Here is a 21,359-nt window from a genome sequence, read left to right as displayed (position 1 = left end):
CAAAACCTAGTTATCTGAATCATGGAGCGCCACACCGAAGGTGCGGCATAAACGAATTATTGCGCAGCCGCAATAATGGTGAGAAAGTCAGGGGCCTTCAGCGCTGCTCCGCCGATCAAACCGCCATCAATATCCGCTTGAGCGAGCAACTGCTCGGCGTTGGCTGCATTCATGCTGCCGCCGTAGAGCAAAGGTACGCGAGCCGCCTTGTCGCTAGCCGCTGCCAGCTGCGCACGCAGCACAGCATGGACTTGTTGAGCTTGCTCAGGTGTTGCAGTCTTGCCGGTGCCAATCGCCCAAACAGGCTCATAAGCCACGACCAACTCGCTCACGCATGGACCCACTTGGTGAATCACCGCTGCGAGTTGACGCTTGACCACCGCTTCAGTTTGGCCGGCTTCACGCTCAGCCAAAGTCTCGCCCACGCAAACAACAGGTGTGATGCCCTTGGACAAAGCCGCCTGCGCCTTAGCAGCAACAACCGCATCCGTTTCGCCGTGGTATTGACGACGCTCGGAGTGACCGACTAACGCATAACGCACGCCAAACTCTTTGAGCATGGTGGCCGAAGCCTCGCCAGTAAAGGCGCCCTGTTCGTGTTGCGATACATCTTGCGCTCCCACACTGATAGCAGAACCTGCAAGTTCTGCCTGGACTTGAGCCAGATACGGTGCGGGTACTGCCACAGCCACACCTGCCTTGTTATCAGCGGGCAAGCCCTGCTTGATGGCCTGCAGCAAAGCAGCATTAGCAGCCAAGCTGCCGTTCATCTTCCAATTGCCAACAATGAGTTTTTGCTTCATGTTTCCCACGTCAAAACGATTTTTCCGGTGTGCTGACTAGACTCCATCAGCGCATGAGCCTGCGCCGCGTCAGCAGCATCAAATTCACGATAAATGGCTGGACGCACCTTGCCGGACTCCAACAGAGGCCAGACATTGCGCTTGAGCGCCTGCGCAATCGCAGCCTTAAAGGCAATTGAGCGAGGACGCAGCGTTGACCCCGTAATAGTCAGTCGCTTACGCAGCACAAGACCTGCATCGAACTCAGCCTTCACGCCACCCTGAGCGGCGATGATGACCAAGCGCCCATCAGGCGCCAAGCACTGCACTTCACGCGCAATATAGTCGCCTGCAACCATGTCCAAAATGACATTAACGCCCTCGCCTGCTGTGATGCGCTGCACTTCAGCCGCGAAGTCCTGAGTTTTGTAATTGATGGCGTGATCCGCACCGAAGCCCAAGCAGTCATTGCACTTGGCATCACTGCCAGCAGTCACAATCACTTTAGAGCCCAAGGCCTTCGCCACCTGAATTGCAGTAACGCCAATGCCGCTGCCGCCGCCTTGCACCAGCAAAGTTTCACCAGGCTGCAAAGCCGCCCGGTCAAACACATTGCTCCAGACCGTAAAAAAGGTCTCCGGCAAAGCCGCTGCCTGCACATCCGTCAGACCTGCTGGTACTGGCAAGCACTGGACAACAGGGGCAGTGCAAAACTGCGCGTAGCCGCCACCCGCCACCAGCGCGCAAACGCGATCGCCAAGCTTAAAGCCCGCTTGAGCCATTGCCGACTCATCGCCCGCAACGATCACACCCGCAACCTCTAGCCCCGGCAGATCCGAAGCGCCGGGAGGCGGCGCGTAATGACCTTTGCGCTGCATCACATCAGGGCGATTGATACCGCTCGCGGTCACGCGAATCAGCACCTCACCCTCAGCCGCCACAGGCATGGGACGCACACCCATGCGCAGCACGTCAGGCGCGCCGTAGCCGGTGATTTCCACCGCTCGCATTGTGTTCATTTCCATATTCAGGCTGTTATCAATAAAACAAGCCTCTAGTCCTTATTCAATAAAGACTAGCTGCTATCAAATCAGGACTAATCAATCAAAGCCACGTAGCTATCAACAAAACAGGAGTCCACCCGAAGATGGACTCCTGCTCAGCGATTACTGCTGCTGTTGCTGCTGCTGGTCGTCAGCAAAGCCACGATTTTCGCGGGGCTCACGGCTCTCGCGGGAATCGCGGTTCTGACGAGGAGCGCGGTCGCGGTACTCACGCTGTTCGCGAGGCTCGCGAGGCTCACGCTCAGGCATGCCAGCAGGACGCTCGATCAAAGCCTTCATGGACAGCTTGACGCGGCCCTTGTCGTCTGTTTCCAGAACCTTGACCTTGACCACTTGGCCTTCTTGCAGGTAGTCGGTGACCTTTTCCACGCGCTCGTGAGCGATCTGGCTGATGTGCAGCAGACCGTCCTTGCCGGGCAACAGGTTGATCAGAGCACCGAATTCCAAGATCTTGACGATCGGGCCTTCGTAGATCTTGCCGATTTCGACTTCAGCGGTGATCTGCTCGATACGCAGCTTGGCAGCTTCAGCCTTGGCGCCGTCAGTGGCAGCAATGGTGATGGTGCCGTCTTCCGAGATGTTGATCTGGGTGCCGGTTTCTTCGGTCAGCGCACGGATAGTCGCGCCGCCCTTACCGATCACGTCACGGATCTTCTCAGGGTTGATCTTCATGGTGAACAGCTTAGGAGCGAAGTCAGAAACTTCGGTCTTGGCTTCGCCCATGGCTTCTTGCATCTTGCCCAAGATGTGCATGCGCGCTTCCTTGGCCTGAGCCAGAGCGACCTGCATGATTTCCTTGGTAATGCCTTGGATCTTGATGTCCATCTGCAGCGCAGTAATACCGTTGGTAGTACCGGCCACCTTGAAGTCCATGTCACCCAGGTGATCTTCATCACCCAGGATGTCGGTCAGCACGGCAAACTTGTTGTCTTCTTTGATCAGACCCATGGCGATACCAGCCACGTGTGCCTTCATAGGAACACCAGCATCCATCATGGCCAGGCAGCCGCCGCAGACCGAAGCCATGGACGAAGAACCGTTGGATTCCGTGATTTCCGACACCACGCGGATGGTGTAGGGGAACTCTTCCTTGGTAGGCAGGCAAGCGGCCAGAGCGCGCTTGGCCAAACGACCGTGACCGATTTCGCGGCGCTTGGTCGAACCCATGCGGCCCACTTCACCGGTGGCAAAGGGAGGCATGTTGTAGTGGAACAGGAAGTTGTCTTCGAACTCACCAGCCAGCGCATCGATACGCTGTGCATCACGCTCGGTACCCAGAGTAGAGATCACCAGAGCCTGGGTTTCACCACGGGTAAACAGAGCGGAGCCGTGGGTGCGGGGCAGCACGGAGTTGCGAATTTCGATAGGACGCACGGTGCGAGTGTCGCGGCCGTCGATACGCGGCTCACCCGCCAGAATCTGCGAACGCACGATGTTGGCTTCGATGTCGAACAGCATGCTCTCAACCTTGACGCCGTCAAACGCCACGCCTTGTGCAGCCAAGCCAGCCTTCACATCGGCGTAAGCCAGACGGCTAGCGTGCGTGCGAACTTGCTTGTTACGCTCTTGGTAGGCAGCGCGCAGCTTGGCTTCACCCAGCTCAGCGACCTTGGCGATCAGGGCTTCGTCCTTAGCAGGAGCAGTCCAATCCCAAGCGGGCTTGCCGCCTTCACGCACCAGGTCGTGAATGGCATTGATAGCGATCTGGCTTTGTTCGTGGCCATAAACCACAGCACCCAGCATCAACTCTTCAGTCAGTTGCTTGGCTTCGGACTCGACCATCAGCACGGCAGATTCAGTACCGGCAACGACCAGATCCATCAGCGAATCCTTGCGCTGAGTTTGACCGGGGTTCAGCACATATTCGCCGTTGATGTAACCCACGCGGGCTGCACCGATAGGGCCGCTGAAAGGCAAACCCGACACCGACAAAGCGGCGGACACTGCAATCATCGCGGCAATGTCAGCATCCACTTCAGGGTTCAACGAGATGGTGTGGATGACCACGTGCACGTCGTTGTAGAAGCCTTCTGGGAACAGAGGACGGATAGGACGGTCGATCAGACGCGAGGTCAGAGTTTCGTGCTCCGAAGGCTTGGCTTCGCGCTTGAAGAAGCTACCAGGGATCTTGCCGGCGGCGTATGTCTTCTCAATGTAGTCAACGGTCAAGGGGAAAAAGTCTTGACCCGACTTAGCGATCTTGGAACCCACGACAGTGGCCAGAACCACGGTGTCATCGATGTTGACCAGCACAGCGCCGGAAGCTTGACGGGCGATTTCGCCGGTTTCCATGGTGACCGTGTGCTGACCCCACTGGAAAGTCTTGGTAACTTTATTGAACATGGTCATAGAGACTCCTTGTTTGATAGCTGGATGTCTTCATCCAGCCTTGTTTTAGAGTGCAAACAGAACACGATGCCATTCCAAACCTGCACTAAATGCTATCAATAATGCAGCATTGGAATGACACAGCTTCGCTCTGTTTTGCCAACTCCGAAGTAAAAAACGCCTGAGCTAGGTATCTAACTCAGGCGTTTTGATCATTTACCGTGCTTACTTACGCAGGCCCAGCTTGGCGATCAAAGCGGTGTAACGCTCAGCATCCTTGGACTTCAGGTAGTCCAGCAGCTTACGACGACGGCTCACCATACGCAGCAGACCGCGGCGACCGTGGTGATCCTTAGCGTTAGCCTTGAAGTGAGGAGTCAATTCGTTGATGCGAGCGGTCAACAGAGCCACTTGCACTTCTGGGCTACCAGTGTCGTTTTCGGAACGAGCGTTAGCCTTAACAACTTCAGCCTTGATAGAGGCAGCGATCATTTTATTTTCCTTAGATTTGGCACTCAGCAAGGAGCGCCTTGGTTACTTGCGCCAAGGCTGGAAAGGCCTCAGCGTGCGTCTTGCACCATGCAAAACCTGTCAATTATATCAAGAGCTGCAAAGACTCTCTTTTTTCCACCCTGTAAGTGACTTACCAGGCCAAGCGCCCCCTGAAAACCCTTGCTAACAAAGCCACACCGTGGCTCAAAAATGCAAACTCCCCATCAAGAGAATGCACATGACAAAAGCTTCACGAATCACGCCAGCAATGAGACCTGCAGTTCTATTTGCACAACTCCTGAGCCTCATCATTGTTGCTGCAGCCCTATCTACTTTGCCCTGCACCAGCTTTGCGGGCAGTCACAGCAAAGCCGAAAAACGACAAAGCAACCGTATCAAAATTCAAAACACACGCAGCGGCTCAGAAGAGAGGACTGCAGAACGTGACCGGCGCCTATATCGAGAATGCCAAGGACGGCCCAATTCAGGGGCTTGTGCGGGATATACCCGACGTTAACCGGGCAATATCTTACTGAACGGTGCGATTCAAGCCACCAACGGTAGACACAAAATCTCTATATTTACTTAGCATGGTTACATGCTGAGACCCTTCATTGCCAGTCCCTTGCTGCGCCGACGCAAGCAGAACTACCGCCCGTATTCACACGGCTTCACCTTGATTGAAGTGTTGGTGGCGATTGTTATTTTTTCGTTCGGACTTCTGGGCATGGTAGGCATGCAGGCATTTGCACTGCAAGCCAACCGAGAAGCACGCCTGCAAAATCAGGCAACCACCCTCGCAAGAGAGCTGGCCGAGATGATGCGTAGCAATAGACAGATCGCTGTCAAAGCAACCGCAACCGATAACCCCTATTTGGGCGCTTTCAGCACAGGCAGCCTCAGCATTAGCAGCCCATCGTATTGCCTCAGCGTTAGCAATGCTAGTACCGGCTGCTCATCTACTACCGACGTAGCAGCGGCACAAATGTCGGACTGGCTTGCGCGTGTTGATGCCTCTTTACCCAGTGCTCGCGTTTCTGTGTGCCTTGATGGCACTCCGTATACCAGCGATGGGTTAGCGCAATGGTCCTGCACAGCCACCGGGGCAAGCGAAATTATCTACATCAAAATCGGCTGGACACAGTCAAGCACCAATAGAACTTTGACGGGAAACAGTGCATTTGAACAAGCCAGCGACACCAATTCACGCCCAGGAATCATTTTCCCGGTAACCAGCGGTAGCGCATCATGAAGCGCATTTATTCCCTATCCAAAGTGCACGCAAGGGCACGCCAGCACGGCTTGACGCTTGTTGAGTTGATGGTTGCCATGGTTCTAGCCTTACTCATCAGCATGGCGGCAGCTGGGGCGCTATTTATTGCTCGACAAGGCTTTACCAATGTCGATGCAGCCGCACAGCTCAGAGATAACGGCCGCTTTGCACAGGATTTGCTACAGCGCATCGGAACACAAGCTGGTTTCAAAAGCCTGCAATTCGCAGCAACCAGTCAACCTACCAGCACTGACGGTATTTCAGACACTCCCGCCCCCAATGTTTTTGGCCTTAACAATGCCTCCCGAACCATCAGCAACACCTGGGATGCAGGTACGACTCGCGCATCAGGCTCTGTTGGGTATGGCAGTGATATTTTAGTTTTGCGATATCAGGTAAGCACCTCTGCCGTCAGTTCAACAACCTCAGACGGCACGATGATTGACTGCATGGGAATTAGCCCTACGGCAATACCAACAGACAGACAGGATCGCATTGTCAGCATTCTTCATATTGGCGTAGCCAATGGAGAACCCTCTCTCATGTGCTCACGCTCCGACACTGGAGCAGCCAATTACGACTCTCAACCTTTGGTGCAGGGTGTGGAAAATTTTCAGGTGCTATATGGCGTGGATGGCATTGCCCCAGGAAATAGCACGGTTCCCATTCCAGCATCCACAGCGGACTCCGTTCCAGAACGCTACCTTCGCGCAGACCAGCTAACCGTCACTGGCAACACCGCAGCCACTACAGCCAACTGGCAACGTGTACGCAGCATTCGAATCGGCATGGTTTTACGAGCCAGAGCAGGCTCTGCCATCGACAAAACAACTCAGACCTTTTACCCCCTCGGAGAAGCCAAGAGCTCATCCTCAGGAACCGCAGGAAGTGCCTTCGAAGCAAGTAATGATCCTGGCACGACCTTCACACCAGCAGTAGATGGCCGACTGCGTCAGGTTGTCACATTCACGATCCATTTGCGCAATTACCAAGAGGATCTGTAAGCCATGAATACCGTTATTGAAAATCGCAAAATTAGAAACCAGCAAGGTGCATCCTTGGTGGTGGTTTTGCTAATCTTGGTCATAGTTTCAATTTTGGGCATCAGCGGGGTCCAGATTTCCATGATGGCCGAAAAAAGTGCCAGAAACGATCGAGATTATCAAATCGCCTGGCAAGGTAGTGAGGCAGCCTTGGTCGATGCGGAGTTTGATATAGAAGGTCTACCTTCTACCTCCACCAACAAAAGAAATACCATTTTCAAAATTGGTCAAACCGATATCTCTAAATTTATTGCCAATTGTGGCAATAGCTCACAAAGCATTGGTCTTTGCAGCCAAAATTTAGCCGGGAAACCCGCTTGGCTTACTGTTGACTTTACAGACTCTAGCGATACTGCTGCAACCGCTGCATTTGGAACATATACCAGCCGTATTTTCCCATCAGGAGGTGCCGGCATACAGCCTGCCAAACCACCTAGGTACGTAATTGAAGCGATCCCCGATCCTGATGTTGCCCGCACAGCAAAGCCCACTGAAATTAAATACATCTATCGTGTGACTGCCATTGGATTTGGTCCCAACCCAGAAACACAAGCAGTCGTGCAAATGCTTTACAGGAACTGAGGTACACATGTCAAAAAATAACACCTCGCCTTCCAATATTCGAAATATTTTTCAATCAATGCATTTGAAACATATTCTCCCGCGCTCTGCACGATCCGTGATCGCTTGGAGTGCCATACCTATTATGGCTATTACTTCGTTGATCGCTTATGGGTCAGGCACACCACCCACCATCCCAGCAGTAGGCTTGGCAAATGAACCGCTTTATGCGGCTGTTACTGTCGACAAGCCTGCAATGGCATTGGCACTTTCCGTCGAGTACCCAACCGTGGGAGCTCAGTACATTGCAAGAGCCGCGACTGATGCGGTCAACACGTACAGCAATACTGACGAGTACCTTGGCTACTATGATGCAGAAAGCTGCTATACGTATAACGATACGCCGACTGAAACAATTCCAACGGGTAAAACCGCTGCAGACTACAAGCGTTTTGACCGATCGGGTCCCGCCAATTCCAGGCAGTGCACCAATGCATTCAGCGGCAATTTTCTGAACTGGTCCAGCAGTTCCGCCATTGACATGCTGAGACTCGCACTGTCTGGTGGTGACCGCTATATTGATACACCCAACCTCACCATTCTTCAACGCGCTGTATTGCCAAACGGGGATCCCGTTTGCATGTGGAATGGAAGCGGATTCCCATCTAAGCAGCTCTTGCGAAATGGTGGCGATTTTTTTGGTGCCGTCCCGACGGCCATGAGAACTGCGGCAGGAAGTAATAATATTTTTGTCGCGAATACTCTGAATAAAATATTTTTTGGTACAGCCGTTGGCGGCAGTTGCACCAACACAAGCTCCTACACACTTGGAGGCGGCGGCTCAGAGCTGGGACCTAGAACAACCTCTTCTCAAGCGCTGCCTTCCGATGCTCAACAGTGCGCAACAGATGGCGCCACTAACAAATGCACATTCACCGGCATTCAAGAAGTATGGTTTGGCACAAGTGAAACCACAGGATCCGGTAGAAATCAAAAAACCAACTATTACTGGACTGTAGGCCCTGCTTCTAACGGCGCAGCTTGCTACTGGCGAGTCCTCGATGACCCAAAGTCCGGCAGTGCCAAAACCTGTTATGTCCGCCCATATAGCGGAACATGGCAACCCACTGCTACAAGTTTAAATAGCGATGGTTTTTTCTATTCCAGAGTACAAGTTTGCAACACAACCAGTGGAGTCCTTCAAGACACACGGGATTACGGTCTTTGCCGTCAGTATCCTAATGGCAATTACAAGCCAACAGGCGTTATTCAAAAATATAGCGATCAACTCAGACTTTCGGCTTTCGGTTATTTGATGGACCAAACTGCCAGCTACAACGGCGGCCGTTACGGTGGTGTTCTGCGTGCCCCCATGAAATATGTTGGAACCAAAACCTATAACGAAAATGGGCAGGACAATACGCCTGCCACAGGGAATTCAAAAGCTGAATGGGATGCTAACACCGGTGTTTTAGCCGAAAACCCAGAAAATCACTCCATGCAAATCAGTGGTGTGATTAATTATTTGAACCGATTTGGGCGGACAGGCCCCATGCCGGGCCGCTACAAACAGTTTGACCCTGTTGGAGAGCTTTATTACCAAAGTTTGCGTTATTTACAGGGCCTACCACCCACTGACGATGCTATTTCCAACCTGAGTGATGCTATGCGGGATGGATTCCCTGTCTATACGACATGGGATGAAGATCCATATGGAGGCAGTCGCAGTGACACCTCGGATTACTCCTGCCTCAAAAGCAATATTGTTGTGATTGGTGATGTCAACACCCATGATGGAGACTGGAGAAATATCCCATCCACGGATGCCAAAGCCAGCAACACCCCTAATTTCAGAACATGGCATTCATTGGTTCAAAATTTTGAAAAAAATATTGCAGTAAATTATGCTGATGGTCAAAGTGCAACGCAAACCAGCGGGAATCCCAATGGAGCCAACAGCAAGGTCCCTTCAAGCTCTCGAACCAGTCAAATCATGGGTTATGCATACTGGGCCCATACACATGACATTCGGGGTTCAGACTGGACCCAAAATGCAGGGACCAAAAAGCGCCCAGGCCTTCGTGTGAAGACCTATTTGTTTGACGTCAATGAAAATGGCACAATGAACGACGATGCAACGCGTCAAAATGCCAATCAGTTTTTCATGGCATCCAAATATGGTGGATTTGAGAGCGACCCATCGAATCAAGGTGCTCGCCCTTATAACACCTGGGGTAATCCATTCAAACAACAGAATGGCACCAATAACAACAATGTTTGGCAAAAAGCTGCAAGCCCTGGTGAAGCTTCCAGCTATTATTTGCAAAGCAATGCCCGCGCCGTTTTAAAAGCATTTGATGAGATCTTTAGCCGGGCCTCTACATCAGCTCGCAGTATTGCAGGCGTTGCAACACCATCAGACGTTGTATCTAGCACCAATGGCGCCATTACATACTCCGCCAAATTTGATACCAGCAATTGGAGTGGCGATGTTGTAGCCGAACCCATCGGCGTAGATACTAGCAATCAGGTCACGATTGCTACACCGTTGTGGAGTGCGTCCAACCAGCTGAACACCATGACATCCCCATCGACTAACCGCAATATCGTCGTTGGCGCAAGTGGCAGCACCTCCAACCCCGCCGCCACTAGCTTCACATGGTCCACAATCAGCTCGCAACTTCAAACGGATCTCGGCAAGCTGAGCCCCACATCGTCTGGAGACACCCGAGGAGAGCAAAGGCTCAATTACATCCGAGGCGACCGCTCACAAGAAGGCTCGCCTTTCAGAGTCAGAAGCAGCTTGCTCGGAGATATTGTCAATTCCAATGTTGTTTACTCCGGAGTACCAAGTAACGCATATACAGGCACTGGATATAGCGCTTTCCGTACCGCTTATGCCTCACGCACGCCCAGCGTATTTGCAGGTGCAAATGATGGGATGCTGCACGCATTCAATGCCAGCAATGGCAATGAAATTTTTGGATATATTCCCAGTTGGCTAGGCCCCAAGTTGGCTGCCTTGACAGACTCTGGTTTCACCACCAGCCACCAAAATTATGTGGATGCACCACTGGCCGTAGGAGAAGCCCAAGTTGCGAACAATGGCACTGCGGCTGACTGGAAAACGGTTTTGATTGGAGGTACTGGAAGCGGTGGCTCTGGAGTTTTCTCTCTGGATGTCACAAATCCTGGCAGCTTCACTGCATCCAATGTCATGTGGGAATTCACCCGCGATGATGATGCGGACCTGGGACAAGTGATTGGACAGCCTCAAATACTGAAATTTAAAACCAGCGGAACAGCCACCCCTGCCACTTATCGCTGGTTTGCGGTAGTAGGAAGTGGCGTGAATAACTATAAGCCCGAGAGAACAGGTGGCCCCTTTAGCGCCACGGGTGACCCTGCCATCTTCTTATTGGCACTCGATAAGCCAGCAGGATCTGCATGGGCACTCGGCAGTAACTATTTTAAAATATCCCTGACTGCGGACTCCAGCCTTAAATCTACCAAGGCTACTGGTGTGGCCAACTTCTCAGCGCTGTATGGAACCAATGGAGAAGTTACAGATATTTATACAGGTGATTTTTATGGAAATCTGTGGAAGCTTAGATTTGCAGAAAAAGCTACTACATCGTGGAATTTGAATGGACTTTCTTATATCAAAAGAGGTAGTGGAAATAGTACAACTGCAGCCCCCCTTTACATCGCCAAGGATGGAAGTACTGCTGCTAATGTGCAATCCATTTCTGCAGCTCCTACAATTTTCCCAGGACCATTGGTCAGTGGCGTAGAAACTTTCTATATCGCATTTGGCACTGGCAAATATTTGGAATCCGCAGACAATATTTCAAGCTCAACCAATAGTTTCTATGTAATTTACGATAACAACTCAACCTCAGTTGACACATCGACTGCTTCCGATGGCGCCATTGCAGGTCGAGGCCGATTGGCAGTGGGCAGTGTTAACACAACCACCAAAGTCATCACCGTCCCAGCATTCAAATGGGGCAGAGCCTCTTCCGCCTCTGATACAACGAAACGTTCTGGTTGGTATTTCGATCTACCAACAACTGGCGAGAAGCTTGTAAGCAATATTGCTGACCTTGGAATATTGAATGCGTCATTCAACACCGTCATACCCGGCTCATCCGGCGCAACAGCAGGTAGCTGCTCCAGCAACCAAGGAAGCGGAAACTCCTACCTAATGAATATCAGTAACGGTCAAGGTCAATACAAAACCTCCACCGTTGGGGTATTGGGCCCTTCAGTCTTCTTTTTGAACCAAGACGAGACAACCGTAAGCAAAAGCGATAGCACAGGAAGAAGACAGCGATCCTATACCAAACGAGGTCTCAGCATTGGCCAAACAGGTGCCAATGCCAGCGGCCAGTCCGCCGTGATTTCTCAAACCATTGGACGTATCAATTGGCGTCAGATTCATAATTATCAAGACATGAAGAATGCCACACCATGAAATATGAAATGATGAAAAATCAAAGTCAGCGTGGCTTCACTCTCTTAGAGTTGATGATTGTTGTGGCTGTCATCGGCATCCTGGCTGCGGTTGCCTACCCCTCGTACACGGAGTCGGTCCTCAAAGGCAGGCGCGCACAAGCCCGCTCGGCCATTGCAGAGTTACTGCAACAACAAGAGCGCTACATGACCCAAAGAAACTGCTATGTGGGATTTACCACTAGCAGCAGTGGTGTAGCCACAGCAAGCGCCCCCTCCCCCTCCACTGCCTGCGGTGGCGTTACCGCAAGCAGTGTGCCCTTTAAAACTTTTGCAGGAGATAACTTGGCCAGTGCCAGCTATCTGCTCTCCGCTCAAACCTGCAGTGGGTCTGGCGGAACCACACTATCCATCGCGAGCTGCGTCAAAGTCGTCGCAACACCTATCAAATCAGATCCCAAGGCCGGTAATTTAGAGATGACGAGCAGCGGAGCCAAAACCTGCACGGGGACAGCGTCATCCTCGAATCCGAGACTGTGCTGGCCATAAATATGAAAAGCCCACAGCAAAGCGCAGGCTTTACCTTGATTGAACTCATGGTGATCATGATGGTGCTTGCCGTCATGCTTACATTGGCCGTCCCTAGTTTTGTCAGTTTTCAACGAAACTCAGAATTGACATCCATTGCCAACAAACTGGTGGGATCCATTAATTCTGCTCGGGGTGAAGCGATGAAAGTGGGTCGTAATGCATTAGTCACACCCAATGACGCATCCACATGGAGCAGTGGATGGATATCTTTTGTAGATATGAATGCCGACAATGCATATACAGAAGGTACGGATATCTTAGTCCAAACTCAGGCAGCGATCGTGGGCTACATTTCTATCACAGGAAACAACAACGCAGCGGCATCGCCCCCTTACATTGGCTTCGACAGCTCTGGGTTTGCTCGCACTATCGGCGGTAATGGTGTAACAAACCTAACGCTCACCATCAAGCGCAACGATATAACGGCAGCGCAAGAACCAGAGCAAAGCCGACTTGTCATCGTTGCTCGCACAGGTCGTGTACGAGCCTGCAAGCCGTCAGGGGATACCAGCTGCACGACCAGTGCAGTGAACTAAGCATTGACTGCAAAGGACTCTGCTTCTTTGACAGAGCCAATTGGCATCAAGTAATCGACGCTAACATTGCGGCAGATGACTTATACCGCCCACTTCATGCACCAAGCGCTTGAGCAAGCTGCTCAGGCGCTTTTTCTTTCCTCTCCCAACCCACGCGTTGGCTGCGTGATCGTTGATGACTCAGGCCAGATCCTTGGTCAAGGCTTTACCCAGCAAGCTGGCGGCCCACACGCAGAAGTGATGGCACTGCGAGATGCAGCGGCAAAGAGCCGAGATGTACGCGGCGCAACCGCATATGTCACTTTAGAGCCCTGCTCGCACCATGGGCGCACAGGCCCTTGCTGTAATGCACTCATTGCCGCAGGTATTGGCAAAGTTGTTGGCGCGCTGACAGATCCCAACCCTCAGGTTGCAGGCCGTGGCTTTGATCGACTTCGCGCAGCAGGTGTTGAAGTGGAAGTGGGCCCCGGTGCAGCGCAGTCTCGTGAGCTCAACCTCGGCTTTTTCAGTCGCATGATTCGCAGCACGCCTTGGGTGCGGATGAAGGCAGCCAGTTCTCTCGATGGCGTGACGGCTTTGCATAACGGCAACAGCCAATGGATAACATCCGCCCAAGCCCGACTGGATGGACACGCATGGCGGGCACGCGCTTGCACGATTTTGACCGGCATTGGCACTGTACTGGCCGACAACCCACGGCTGAACGTGCGCGATATACCAACGCCGCGCCAACCGCGCATTGCTGTCGTTGATAGCAAGCTGGACATTCCACTAGATGCTCATATTTTAAAAGCAGCTAGTCCTTGTTTTATCTACACTTGCAGCGCAAACCAAGCCAAAATAGAGCAATTACATGGACTTGGCGCTACGGTTATACATATGCCTAATGCAGCAGGCAAAGTCGATTTGGCAGCCATGATGCGTGATCTTGCACAGCGCGGCACCAATGAGCTGCATGTGGAGGCAGGCTTCAAACTCAATGGCTCGCTGATTCGCGAAGGGTTGGTCGATGAGTTTCTTTTTTACCAAGCGCCCAAACTGCTGGGCACAGGCGCCATGGGCATTGTCAATTTCGGCCCCCTGAATGAACTCAGCGAAGGCCTGCAACTTGAGTTTCATGATGTGACGCGATTAGGCCCTGACCTGCGCATCGTCGCCAGAGTTCAAGGTCGTGACAAGTTCTAGCAAAGTCGATGTCTGACATGTGATGAACGCCAGCATCGGTTAAAAGATAGCTATGCAGGCTCTCGTCTCTCTCCACCTCACATCTTCGCGACTCAGGCCGCTACAGCGCATGGCGCTTGCTGTCTGCATTGCTGCAACTCTGCTGCTGACGGGCTGTGCCTCCTCTTTACCCAAAGAGGTGGAGCGCCCCGTCAGCGCAGCATTGAGCCAACCTCAAAACACGAATCTCGGAGCATTCATTGAGCAAAATCGTCCTGCCAATACCAAAAAAGACGCTTCTGCTTTCACTCTGATCTCCGGGCCGCAACAAGCCTTCAGCAGTCGCATGGCGTTGGTGGAGAATGCGCAAAAAACACTGGATCTGCAGTACTACGCCATTCATGCAGACCATAGAACAAGTCAATTGCTGCGCGCCATTGTCAATGCTGCCCGGCGTGGTGTGCGAGTACGTGTCTTGCTGGATGACTTTCACAGCACAGGTGCAAATGCACAAGTCATGCGCTTAGCTTTTGTGCCGAATGTAGAAATGCGCATGTTTAACCCGCTGGCAGGCTCACGCGCGTCAACCATTGGTCGCGCTTGGACGATATTGACCGACTTTCAGCGCGCCCAGCAGCGCATGCACAACAAGCTTTTTGCGGCCGATAACACTTTGGCTGTCATTGGAGGGCGCAACCTTGGGGATGCCTACTTTGATGCATCCAACGATGGTAATTTTGTCGATCTTGATGTACTCACTGGCGGGCCCATCGTCAAAGATCTGTCGCGCAGCTTTGATCGCTACTGGAACAACGTACGCGCTTATCCCGTGCAGTCATTAATTAGCGAACAAGAGCTACTCAAACTCAAAAGCCAGTTTGAGCAGGAAGACTCCAAAACGCAAACTACTTCAACCCAAGCACAAACCACAGATACCGACCAAGACGATACGGCGCTGAACTTGCGCCAAATTCCTTGGGTTTGGGCTCAGGCCATGGTTCTAGCAGATAGCCCTGCCAAGATTCCGACTGAAAGCGATGAAGAAAGTTTTGATTCGCAAGAAAGCACCTTGCTCTCTTCTATTACTGAGCCGGGAAAAACATTGGCTGCTGCCGCTCCGGTTTTGAACACCGAGTCTGTTGTGAATGGCTTGCTGGCCTTGATTCGCTCAGCCAAGCAAGACTTATTAGTTGTCTCACCCTACTTTGTGCCCGGCCCTGAAATCATGAGTGCGTTTCGCGCCGCTCGCCAGCAAGGCGTGCGCATTCGCATTCTGACCAACTCCTTAGCATCTAACGACGCTCCGCTAGCACATGCCGGTTATGCCCGCCACCGCAAAGAATTACTAAAGCTTGGCATCACTCTGCACGAGATGCGTAGCGAAGCGGCCAACGTGCGCTCCGCATTGCGTTCAGGCAGCACCGGTGCTAGCGGGAGCACGGGCGCATCTCGCGCCATGCTGCACACCAAACTGCTGGTAATTGATGGGCGGCTTGTCGCTGTTGGCTCCATGAATTTGGATATGCGATCCCAACACCAGAACACCGAGTTGGCGCTACTCATTGCCAGCCGAACCTTCAGCCAGCAAGCCCGCGACAGCATTGACGAGAGCCTGCCCGAAAACAGCTGGCGCGTTGAAATTACTCCCAACGGCAAACTAATCTGGCGAGCCCCGCAAGACAGCGGCCTGAGCGACGCGCATTCGGAGCCCGATGCCAGCTTGGGCCTGCGCCTTATGTTGCAGTTGATTGGGCCGCTAGCTCCAGACAGCCTGCTATAGGCCTGACTTCACCCCAGACCCAACCTCCGCCTGCGGCCAAACCCATTCTTTTTGCAAATCACGCTGGGGTAAGGCCTGCACCCAATCTTCGATGGTGCTTTGATCTGTTTGTGTGCGAACTTCCTGAAAGGCAATTTCCGCCTCGGGAAAGCGCCTGCGCATCAAATTAAGCCATTGCTTAAGTCGGCCAGCGCGCTGGCGCGGCTCCAGGTCTTCGCAAACCATCTGCCAAAAGCGCTGCACCTGCGGAACCACCACCAGCCAGTCAATGCCAGCCTCAGTCGTGTTAGTACCCTCCTCCAACGCCTTGCGGATGGCCAAAGCCAACCCGGGGTCAGCCACAATGCCGCGCCCCAGCATCAGATCGTCGCAGCCCGAGATTTCACGGCAACGCAAGGCCTCTTGCACCGTCCATATTTCGCCATTGGCGACCACATTCACACCCACGGCTTCGCGGATACGCGGAATCTCTTCCCAGAATGCTGGTGGGCGATAGCCATCGAGTTTGGTTCGAGCGTGAACCACAATTTCGCAAGCGCCGCCGCCTTCCATAGCTTGCGCGCACTCGGTCATCAGTGATTTGTCGTTAAAACCCAAGCGCATCTTGGCCGACACGGGCAAATGCGCTGGCACGGCTTTGCGCACGGCCTCCACCACCCGGGCGATCTGCATAGGGTCTTGCAAGAGCGACGCACCGCCGCCATGGCGATTGACGATTTTGGCCGGGCAACCAAAGTTCAGATCAATTCCCTCAGGCCCCAGTCTTGCCAGACTGGCTGCATTCTCAGCCAAGCTTACAGGGTCTGAGCCAAGGAGTTGCGCCCGCACAGGCACACCCGCCAGCGTTTTGCTGCCGTTGCGCAGCTCGGGCATGATGCCAAAATACACCTTGTCGGGCAGCAAAGTACCGCTGACGCGAATGAATTCAGACACGCAGCGGTCTGCACCCCCCACCCGGGTCAGTACGTCACGCAGCACAAAATCGAGCAGCCCCTCCATGGGCGCAAGCAGCAGTCTCATTTCAGACTCAAATCAAATTGACCTGTAGCGCTTATGTACAAGGCGCTTACAGCTATTAATTCAGAAGCAATCTCTATGGATTGCAAGCGTAATCCAAGTGATTCACTGCGCATTGGAGCAGATTCACACCCGTGTCATCGTCAGCACATGCAATAGCGCATCGCCATTTGTATTGCGCCAGACAGCACCCCCATGATTTTGCAAAAAACCGCTAAGGCCCAAGAGGAACTTCAACCCGGAACGCGCCAGTTACCGCAGCGTGCGCGTTCTTTGCTATTGATGGCCGGCGGCAAAAGCATGGAGGAACTCCAAGCCTTGCTGGGCAGCGATCATGCCGCACTGGCTCAGCAGTTGGTGGCACAGGGCTATCTGACACTGATCACCACTGGCGAGAGCAAGATCAGTAGCCCCGCATTAGCGCCAGCCATCAATTTGGCAGGTACACGCATGTATTTGTTTGACTTGTGCGAGCGACTATTTGCCAATCGTCACGAAGCGCTTGCTCAAACGCTGCGTAAGCAACTGCGAGAAGCGCGAGATTTAAGCAGCTTACGCAATGCCAGTCAGTGTTTTCTAGCGGCGGTACAAGAGTACGCAGGGGAGGAGCGAGCGCAGTCGCTACGCGAGCGACTGGCTGCTTTGCTGGCCTGCCACGATGAAAGTGGCGAGGCCATCAACGAAACACAGGAAAGCTCAGTCCCTGAGCCTTCTCTGATTTAACGCTTCGCTTAAATTGCAGCCAGACGCCACAGCGAGGTGACTTCTGCAGCGCGTGCAGCGTGCAGCTGGTCTTCACCGTCTTGTACCTTGCCATGGCTGGGACGAATGTCTTCGCGTCCCAGCACCTTCAGGCCCGCAGCCTCAATCCAGCCCAGCAATTCTTCGCGCGAGCGCAGCTTCAGGTGCTCAGCCAAGTCAGACAGGATGAGCCAGCCTTCGCCGCCAGGTTGCAGGTGCGCTGCCAAGCCTTTAACAAAACCACGCAGCATGCGGCTGTCTTCGTCGTAGATGGCCTGATCAAGCAGTGACGCAGCCTTGCCCGGCAACCATGGCGGGTTGCAGACAATCAGGCCGGCACGACCTTCGGGAAACAAATCCGCTTGCTGCAGCTTTACCTTGGCAGCATGGCCTAAGCGTTGCAGGTTTTCTGTAGCGCAAATCAGAGCACGCTCGCTCATGTCGGTCGCCACGATGGACTTCACGCCACGCTTGAAGAGCTGAGCCGACAGCACGCCTGTGCCCACGCCAATATCCCAAGCCTGCTGCATGCCAGCGGCTGGAATGGGCGTACGAGCCACCAGTTCAAGGTACTCACCACGCACGGGCGAAAACACGCCGTAATGGGCATGAATGCGCTCACCATCCAATGCAGCAAGCTCCAAGCCTGTTTTGCGCCATTCATGGGCACCGACGACGCCGAGCAAATCACGCAAGGGAACCAGCACCGTTTGCGCAGCGCCCTGCTTGGGAGCTTTGCCCCAGGCTTCAGTACAAGCAACGCTCCAGTCGGGAGCGCGGCGCAAAGCGCAATGCCATTGCTCATCGAGCTCAATCAGAATGCTGGCCAGCACGCGTGCGCGCTGAGCCTGAGTCTGACGAAACAAGTGAAAACCGTGCGGGAAGGTCATTTCAGCTGCGGCAGCTGCCTTGCGGCGCGTCAGCTTTTTCTCAAGCCTGCGGCCCAACGCAACCAAAAGCTGGCGGGCGTTTTGAAAGTCACCACGCCAGATAAGCGATGCACCTTCGCTGATATGACGAAACGCCGTATCAGCAGGCATAGTGTCATCAGCCAGCTCAATGCGCTTGGGCTGCGGCAGGCTGCTCTCTGTGCGCCAGAGAGCAACGCGAGGCTTGCCCTTTTCTTGCCACTCAAGCGGTTGATAGGCGGAGACTGAGGCCGCGACGTTGTTGTTATTGATGGTCTTCACGGCCTGTCTTTCAAAGGGGCTGATGGGCTGATTTAGCCGTTCAGGGGGCGCTTTACGCGCACTTCTTCAATCTTGATACTGCCAATCACTGCCGTCTTGGCGGTGGACATCTCACGCTTGAAGCCTGCCATTTCATGGAAACGCAGGGCACGCTCGTTACGCAGTGGAATCCAAGCTGTCACATTTGTGCAGCCCTCTTCCAACAAACCGTCACGAGCAGCATCCCACAGAGCCACGCCAACGCCTTGGTTCCAATGTGTAGGCGCGGCATAGATAGCCCAAATCTCACCTGTTGTCTGGCGAGATTTTTCATCACGGGAACGGTCAAAGCCGACAAAGCCGACGATTTTGTCGCCGTCAATAGCGACCTGGACCTGCGGCTCACAAAATTCAATAGCTTCGCGCCAGTAAGCTTGGCGCTTTTCAACTGAGGACATAGTCTTCAGTTGATCATCGGGAACCAGACCTCGATAAGCCTCCAGTGCGGAAGCAGTATGGATCTGGGCAATCGCTTTTGCATCGCGAAGAGTAGCGGGTCGGACCTGGATACTAGACATGGAAAAACCGGGGCAGAAACATGTAAGAATAGAAGGGCGCAATTGTCTACAAATTCAGAGTTTTCGTACGCCGCATGGTTGTTAGCCATTCGATTGACTGCGGCTGTTCGCATTTTCTTGCCCTACAGCAGTCTATGTGCTATGCGCTCATTAAAGAAGAGCAGTGAGCCCACACTAATCAAAGGCTTGCGTCATATTTGATGCGAAACAAAGAGCGTAGAAATCACCGGCGCAGGTGATTGAAGCAGACAGCATCCACTTAAGGTACTCACAACCAGCGGCGCATAAACGCCATCACGCGATCAAACTTTTCGCCAAATGGCGGGTAAAGCATTGCCGTAGCAGCCCAGCGCGACTGCACGAAAACCGCTTTTTGATGCACAAAGCGCAGAAAGCCTTGCTCTGAGTGGTAAGCGCCCCAACCACTTTCACCCACGCCGCCAAACGGCAAATTGTCATGCGCCACATGCAGCAAGGTGTCGTTCACGCAAACGCCGCCGCTGACCGTGCGCAGCAGCACCGCATCACGCTCGGCCTCATTGTTGCCAAACCAGTACAGCGCCAGCGGACGCGGGCTGGCATTGATGGCGTTGATGACATCCTCAATCCGCTCGTATGAGATAACGGGCAGGATGGGGCCAAAAATCTCTTCTTGCATCACCTGCATTTCGCCGGTAGCACCAAACACCAAGGCCGGGGCAAACTGGCGCTCAACCGCGTCTCCCCATACCGTGGAATCCCCATCCGCTGCAGGCGCACCGGCCTCATGCATCCAGTACACCTGAGCGCCCAGGCTCTCGGCCTGACGCAGCATCTGTTTAAGCCTTGCCAGGTGGCGCTTGCTGATGATTGCGGTGTAGTCTGGGTTGCCAGAGATACGAGGGTAAAGCTGGAGCACAGCGGCCTTAAAAGCCTCAGCAAAAGCCTGCTCTTGCCCACGCGGCAGCAGCACATAGTCGGGGGCAATACAGGTCTGCCCCGCGTTGACTAGCTTGCCGTAAGCCACCTTGAGAGCTACCGCCTTCATATCGCAATCCTGCGCAATGATGCAGGGTGACTTGCCGCCTAACTCCAACGTTGTCGGCGTCAAATGCACTGCAGCGGCCTGCGCCACGCGCCGCCCAACAGCGGTGGAACCTGTGAACAGCAGGTGATCGAACTGAAGACCCGAGAACTGCGTAGCCACACCCACATCGCCCTCGATCACGCTGAATTCATCAGGCGCAAAGAATTGAGCAACCAACTCAGCCATCTTGGCCGAGGTATTCGGCGTCAGCTCACTGGGCTTGAGCATGACGCGGTTACCCGCAGCAAGGGCGGTAATTACTGGGGCCAGAGACAGCTGCACTGGATAGTTCCAAGGCGAGATGATGCCCACCACACCCAATGGCTGGCGCTCTATCCACGCCTTGCCGGGCTGGAGCATCAGCGGTGTGCTGACGCGCTGACGCTTGCTCCATTGAGGTAGACGTTTGAGCGTGTGCTTGAGCATATTGCGCACCAGCATCAAGTCCAGCATCTCGGTCCAGCGCTCAGAGCGCACGCCAAAATCTTGCTCTACTGCCGCGCACAGTGCTGGGCCATTTTCATCCAGCATCTTTTGCAGCCGCAGCAATCGCTCGCGCCGCACTAGCAAAGGTACATCGACCTGCGCGCGGCTGGCTTGATATTGCAAGTCAAAAATGCGATGCAAGTCCATATTGTTCATACCTGTCTGAAATTTCAAAAAACACTGCTGTCACGATAACGCGAGTCTGCATGACTGACGAGTAAATGACGCGTAAA

18 protein-coding genes are annotated in these 21,359 nt (G+C 53.5%); 10 read left to right on the top strand and 8 right to left on the bottom strand.

The window, feature by feature from the left end; genetic code table 11:
* Positions 1–56 precede the first annotated feature (56 nt).
* The 4 genes from tpiA to rpsO form a co-directional block, all read right to left on the bottom strand.
* Positions 57–803, bottom strand: a complete 747-nt coding sequence (gene tpiA, locus KUF54_RS02530; protein ID WP_219344961.1) for a triose-phosphate isomerase — start codon at positions 801–803, stop codon at positions 57–59.
* The gene (locus KUF54_RS02525; protein WP_255576241.1) at positions 800–1,807 is read right to left on the bottom strand and encodes an NAD(P)H-quinone oxidoreductase; all 1,008 of its coding nucleotides are present in this window, start codon (positions 1,805–1,807) and stop codon (positions 800–802) included. The genes tpiA and KUF54_RS02525 overlap by 4 nt, the downstream gene beginning before the upstream one ends.
* 141 nt (positions 1,808–1,948) lie before the next feature.
* Positions 1,949–4,195, bottom strand: a complete 2,247-nt coding sequence (gene pnp, locus KUF54_RS02520) for a polyribonucleotide nucleotidyltransferase (RefSeq protein WP_219344959.1) — start codon at positions 4,193–4,195, stop codon at positions 1,949–1,951.
* A 204-nt stretch (positions 4,196–4,399) separates the two neighbouring features.
* A complete protein-coding gene (gene rpsO, locus KUF54_RS02515) occupies positions 4,400–4,666 on the bottom strand; it encodes a 30S ribosomal protein S15 (protein WP_099738165.1) in 267 nt (88 codons plus the stop codon).
* A 268-nt stretch (positions 4,667–4,934) separates the two neighbouring features.
* Here rpsO and KUF54_RS17345 point away from each other — a divergent pair, with 268 nt between their 5' ends.
* From KUF54_RS17345 to KUF54_RS02475, 9 genes are all read left to right on the top strand, one after another.
* Positions 4,935–5,183 carry a hypothetical protein gene (locus KUF54_RS17345; RefSeq protein ID WP_255576413.1) on the top strand — a complete coding sequence of 83 codons (249 nt, stop codon included), beginning with the start codon at positions 4,935–4,937 and terminating at the stop codon, positions 5,181–5,183.
* Between the two features lie 81 nt (positions 5,184–5,264).
* Positions 5,265–5,918 carry a type IV pilus modification protein PilV gene (gene pilV / locus KUF54_RS02510; RefSeq protein WP_219344957.1) on the top strand — a complete coding sequence of 218 codons (654 nt, stop codon included), beginning with the start codon at positions 5,265–5,267 and terminating at the stop codon, positions 5,916–5,918.
* Positions 5,915–6,943, top strand: a complete 1,029-nt coding sequence (locus tag KUF54_RS02505; RefSeq protein ID WP_219344955.1) for a PilW family protein — start codon at positions 5,915–5,917, stop codon at positions 6,941–6,943. Before pilV ends, KUF54_RS02505 begins: the two co-directional genes overlap by 4 nt.
* A 3-nt stretch (positions 6,944–6,946) precedes the next feature.
* On the top strand, positions 6,947–7,564 hold the full coding sequence (locus KUF54_RS02500; protein WP_219344953.1) for a PilX N-terminal domain-containing pilus assembly protein: 618 nt from the start codon (positions 6,947–6,949) through the stop codon (positions 7,562–7,564).
* 7 nt (positions 7,565–7,571) lie between these two features.
* Positions 7,572–12,020, top strand: a complete 4,449-nt coding sequence (locus KUF54_RS02495) for a pilus assembly protein (protein ID WP_255576238.1) — start codon at positions 7,572–7,574, stop codon at positions 12,018–12,020.
* Positions 12,017–12,547 (top strand): type IV pilin protein, encoded by a 531-nt coding sequence (locus KUF54_RS02490; protein WP_304518282.1) that lies wholly within the window; start codon positions 12,017–12,019, stop codon positions 12,545–12,547. Before KUF54_RS02495 ends, KUF54_RS02490 begins: the two co-directional genes overlap by 4 nt.
* Before the next feature lie 2 nt (positions 12,548–12,549).
* Positions 12,550–13,125, top strand: a complete 576-nt coding sequence (locus tag KUF54_RS02485) for a GspH/FimT family pseudopilin (RefSeq protein ID WP_219344951.1) — start codon at positions 12,550–12,552, stop codon at positions 13,123–13,125.
* A gap of 75 nt (positions 13,126–13,200) precedes the next feature.
* Entirely contained in the window at positions 13,201–14,310 is a 1,110-nt protein-coding gene (gene ribD / locus KUF54_RS02480; RefSeq protein WP_219344950.1) for a bifunctional diaminohydroxyphosphoribosylaminopyrimidine deaminase/5-amino-6-(5-phosphoribosylamino)uracil reductase RibD, read from the top strand.
* A gap of 109 nt (positions 14,311–14,419) precedes the next feature.
* On the top strand, positions 14,420–16,069 hold the full coding sequence (locus tag KUF54_RS02475) for a phosphatidylserine/phosphatidylglycerophosphate/cardiolipin synthase family protein (protein ID WP_255576237.1): 1,650 nt from the start codon (positions 14,420–14,422) through the stop codon (positions 16,067–16,069).
* Here the strand turns inward: KUF54_RS02475 and KUF54_RS02470 are convergent.
* The gene (locus KUF54_RS02470) at positions 16,064–17,089 is read right to left on the bottom strand and encodes a tRNA-dihydrouridine synthase (protein ID WP_219344946.1); all 1,026 of its coding nucleotides are present in this window, start codon (positions 17,087–17,089) and stop codon (positions 16,064–16,066) included. The genes KUF54_RS02475 and KUF54_RS02470 overlap by 6 nt on opposite strands.
* Before the next feature lie 192 nt (positions 17,090–17,281).
* On the opposite strand from KUF54_RS02470, the gene KUF54_RS02465 reads away from it, so the two are divergent.
* On the top strand, positions 17,282–17,809 hold the full coding sequence (locus KUF54_RS02465) for a hypothetical protein (protein ID WP_219344944.1): 528 nt from the start codon (positions 17,282–17,284) through the stop codon (positions 17,807–17,809).
* A gap of 8 nt (positions 17,810–17,817) precedes the next feature.
* On the opposite strand, the gene KUF54_RS02460 is transcribed toward KUF54_RS02465, so the two are convergent.
* From KUF54_RS02460 to KUF54_RS02450, 3 genes are all read right to left on the bottom strand, one after another.
* Positions 17,818–19,017, bottom strand: coding sequence for a methyltransferase (locus tag KUF54_RS02460; protein WP_370627572.1), 1,200 nt, complete (start codon positions 19,015–19,017; stop codon positions 17,818–17,820).
* A 32-nt stretch (positions 19,018–19,049) separates the two neighbouring features.
* The gene (locus KUF54_RS02455; RefSeq protein ID WP_219344942.1) at positions 19,050–19,574 is read right to left on the bottom strand and encodes a GNAT family N-acetyltransferase; all 525 of its coding nucleotides are present in this window, start codon (positions 19,572–19,574) and stop codon (positions 19,050–19,052) included.
* 268 nt (positions 19,575–19,842) lie between these two features.
* Positions 19,843–21,282, bottom strand: coding sequence for a coniferyl aldehyde dehydrogenase (locus KUF54_RS02450; RefSeq protein WP_219344940.1), 1,440 nt, complete (start codon positions 21,280–21,282; stop codon positions 19,843–19,845).
* Between the last annotated feature and the right edge of the window lie 77 nt (positions 21,283–21,359).

The organism is Comamonas sp. Y33R10-2 (assembly GCF_019355935.1).
In the GTDB taxonomy this organism is placed as follows: Bacteria; Pseudomonadota; Gammaproteobacteria; order Burkholderiales; family Burkholderiaceae_C; genus Comamonas.
Note: the sequence above shows the minus strand (reverse complement) of the source record. Positions and strands in the feature narration are given on the sequence as shown.

Coding starts and splice junctions, on each gene's coding strand:
- KUF54_RS02455 (WP_219344942.1), bottom strand. CDS start 19,574: ATGTCTAGTATCCAGGTCCGACCCGCTACTCTTCGCGATGCAAAAGCG.
- KUF54_RS02500 (WP_219344953.1), top strand. CDS start 6,947: ATGAATACCGTTATTGAAAATCGCAAAATTAGAAACCAGCAAGGTGCA.
- KUF54_RS02525 (WP_255576241.1), bottom strand. CDS start 1,807: ATGGAAATGAACACAATGCGAGCGGTGGAAATCACCGGCTACGGCGCG.
- tpiA (WP_219344961.1), bottom strand. CDS start 803: ATGAAGCAAAAACTCATTGTTGGCAATTGGAAGATGAACGGCAGCTTG.
- KUF54_RS02485 (WP_219344951.1), top strand. CDS start 12,550: ATGAAAAGCCCACAGCAAAGCGCAGGCTTTACCTTGATTGAACTCATG.
- KUF54_RS02495 (WP_255576238.1), top strand. CDS start 7,572: ATGTCAAAAAATAACACCTCGCCTTCCAATATTCGAAATATTTTTCAA.
- KUF54_RS02465 (WP_219344944.1), top strand. CDS start 17,282: ATGATTTTGCAAAAAACCGCTAAGGCCCAAGAGGAACTTCAACCCGGA.
- KUF54_RS02490 (WP_304518282.1), top strand. CDS start 12,017: ATGAAATATGAAATGATGAAAAATCAAAGTCAGCGTGGCTTCACTCTC.
- rpsO (WP_099738165.1), bottom strand. CDS start 4,666: ATGATCGCTGCCTCTATCAAGGCTGAAGTTGTTAAGGCTAACGCTCGT.
- pnp (WP_219344959.1), bottom strand. CDS start 4,195: ATGACCATGTTCAATAAAGTTACCAAGACTTTCCAGTGGGGTCAGCAC.
- KUF54_RS02475 (WP_255576237.1), top strand. CDS start 14,420: ATGGCGCTTGCTGTCTGCATTGCTGCAACTCTGCTGCTGACGGGCTGT.
- ribD (WP_219344950.1), top strand. CDS start 13,201: ATGACTTATACCGCCCACTTCATGCACCAAGCGCTTGAGCAAGCTGCT.
- KUF54_RS02505 (WP_219344955.1), top strand. CDS start 5,915: ATGAAGCGCATTTATTCCCTATCCAAAGTGCACGCAAGGGCACGCCAG.
- KUF54_RS02450 (WP_219344940.1), bottom strand. CDS start 21,282: ATGAACAATATGGACTTGCATCGCATTTTTGACTTGCAATATCAAGCC.
- pilV (WP_219344957.1), top strand. CDS start 5,265: ATGCTGAGACCCTTCATTGCCAGTCCCTTGCTGCGCCGACGCAAGCAG.
- KUF54_RS17345 (WP_255576413.1), top strand. CDS start 4,935: ATGAGACCTGCAGTTCTATTTGCACAACTCCTGAGCCTCATCATTGTT.
- KUF54_RS02470 (WP_219344946.1), bottom strand. CDS start 17,089: ATGAGACTGCTGCTTGCGCCCATGGAGGGGCTGCTCGATTTTGTGCTG.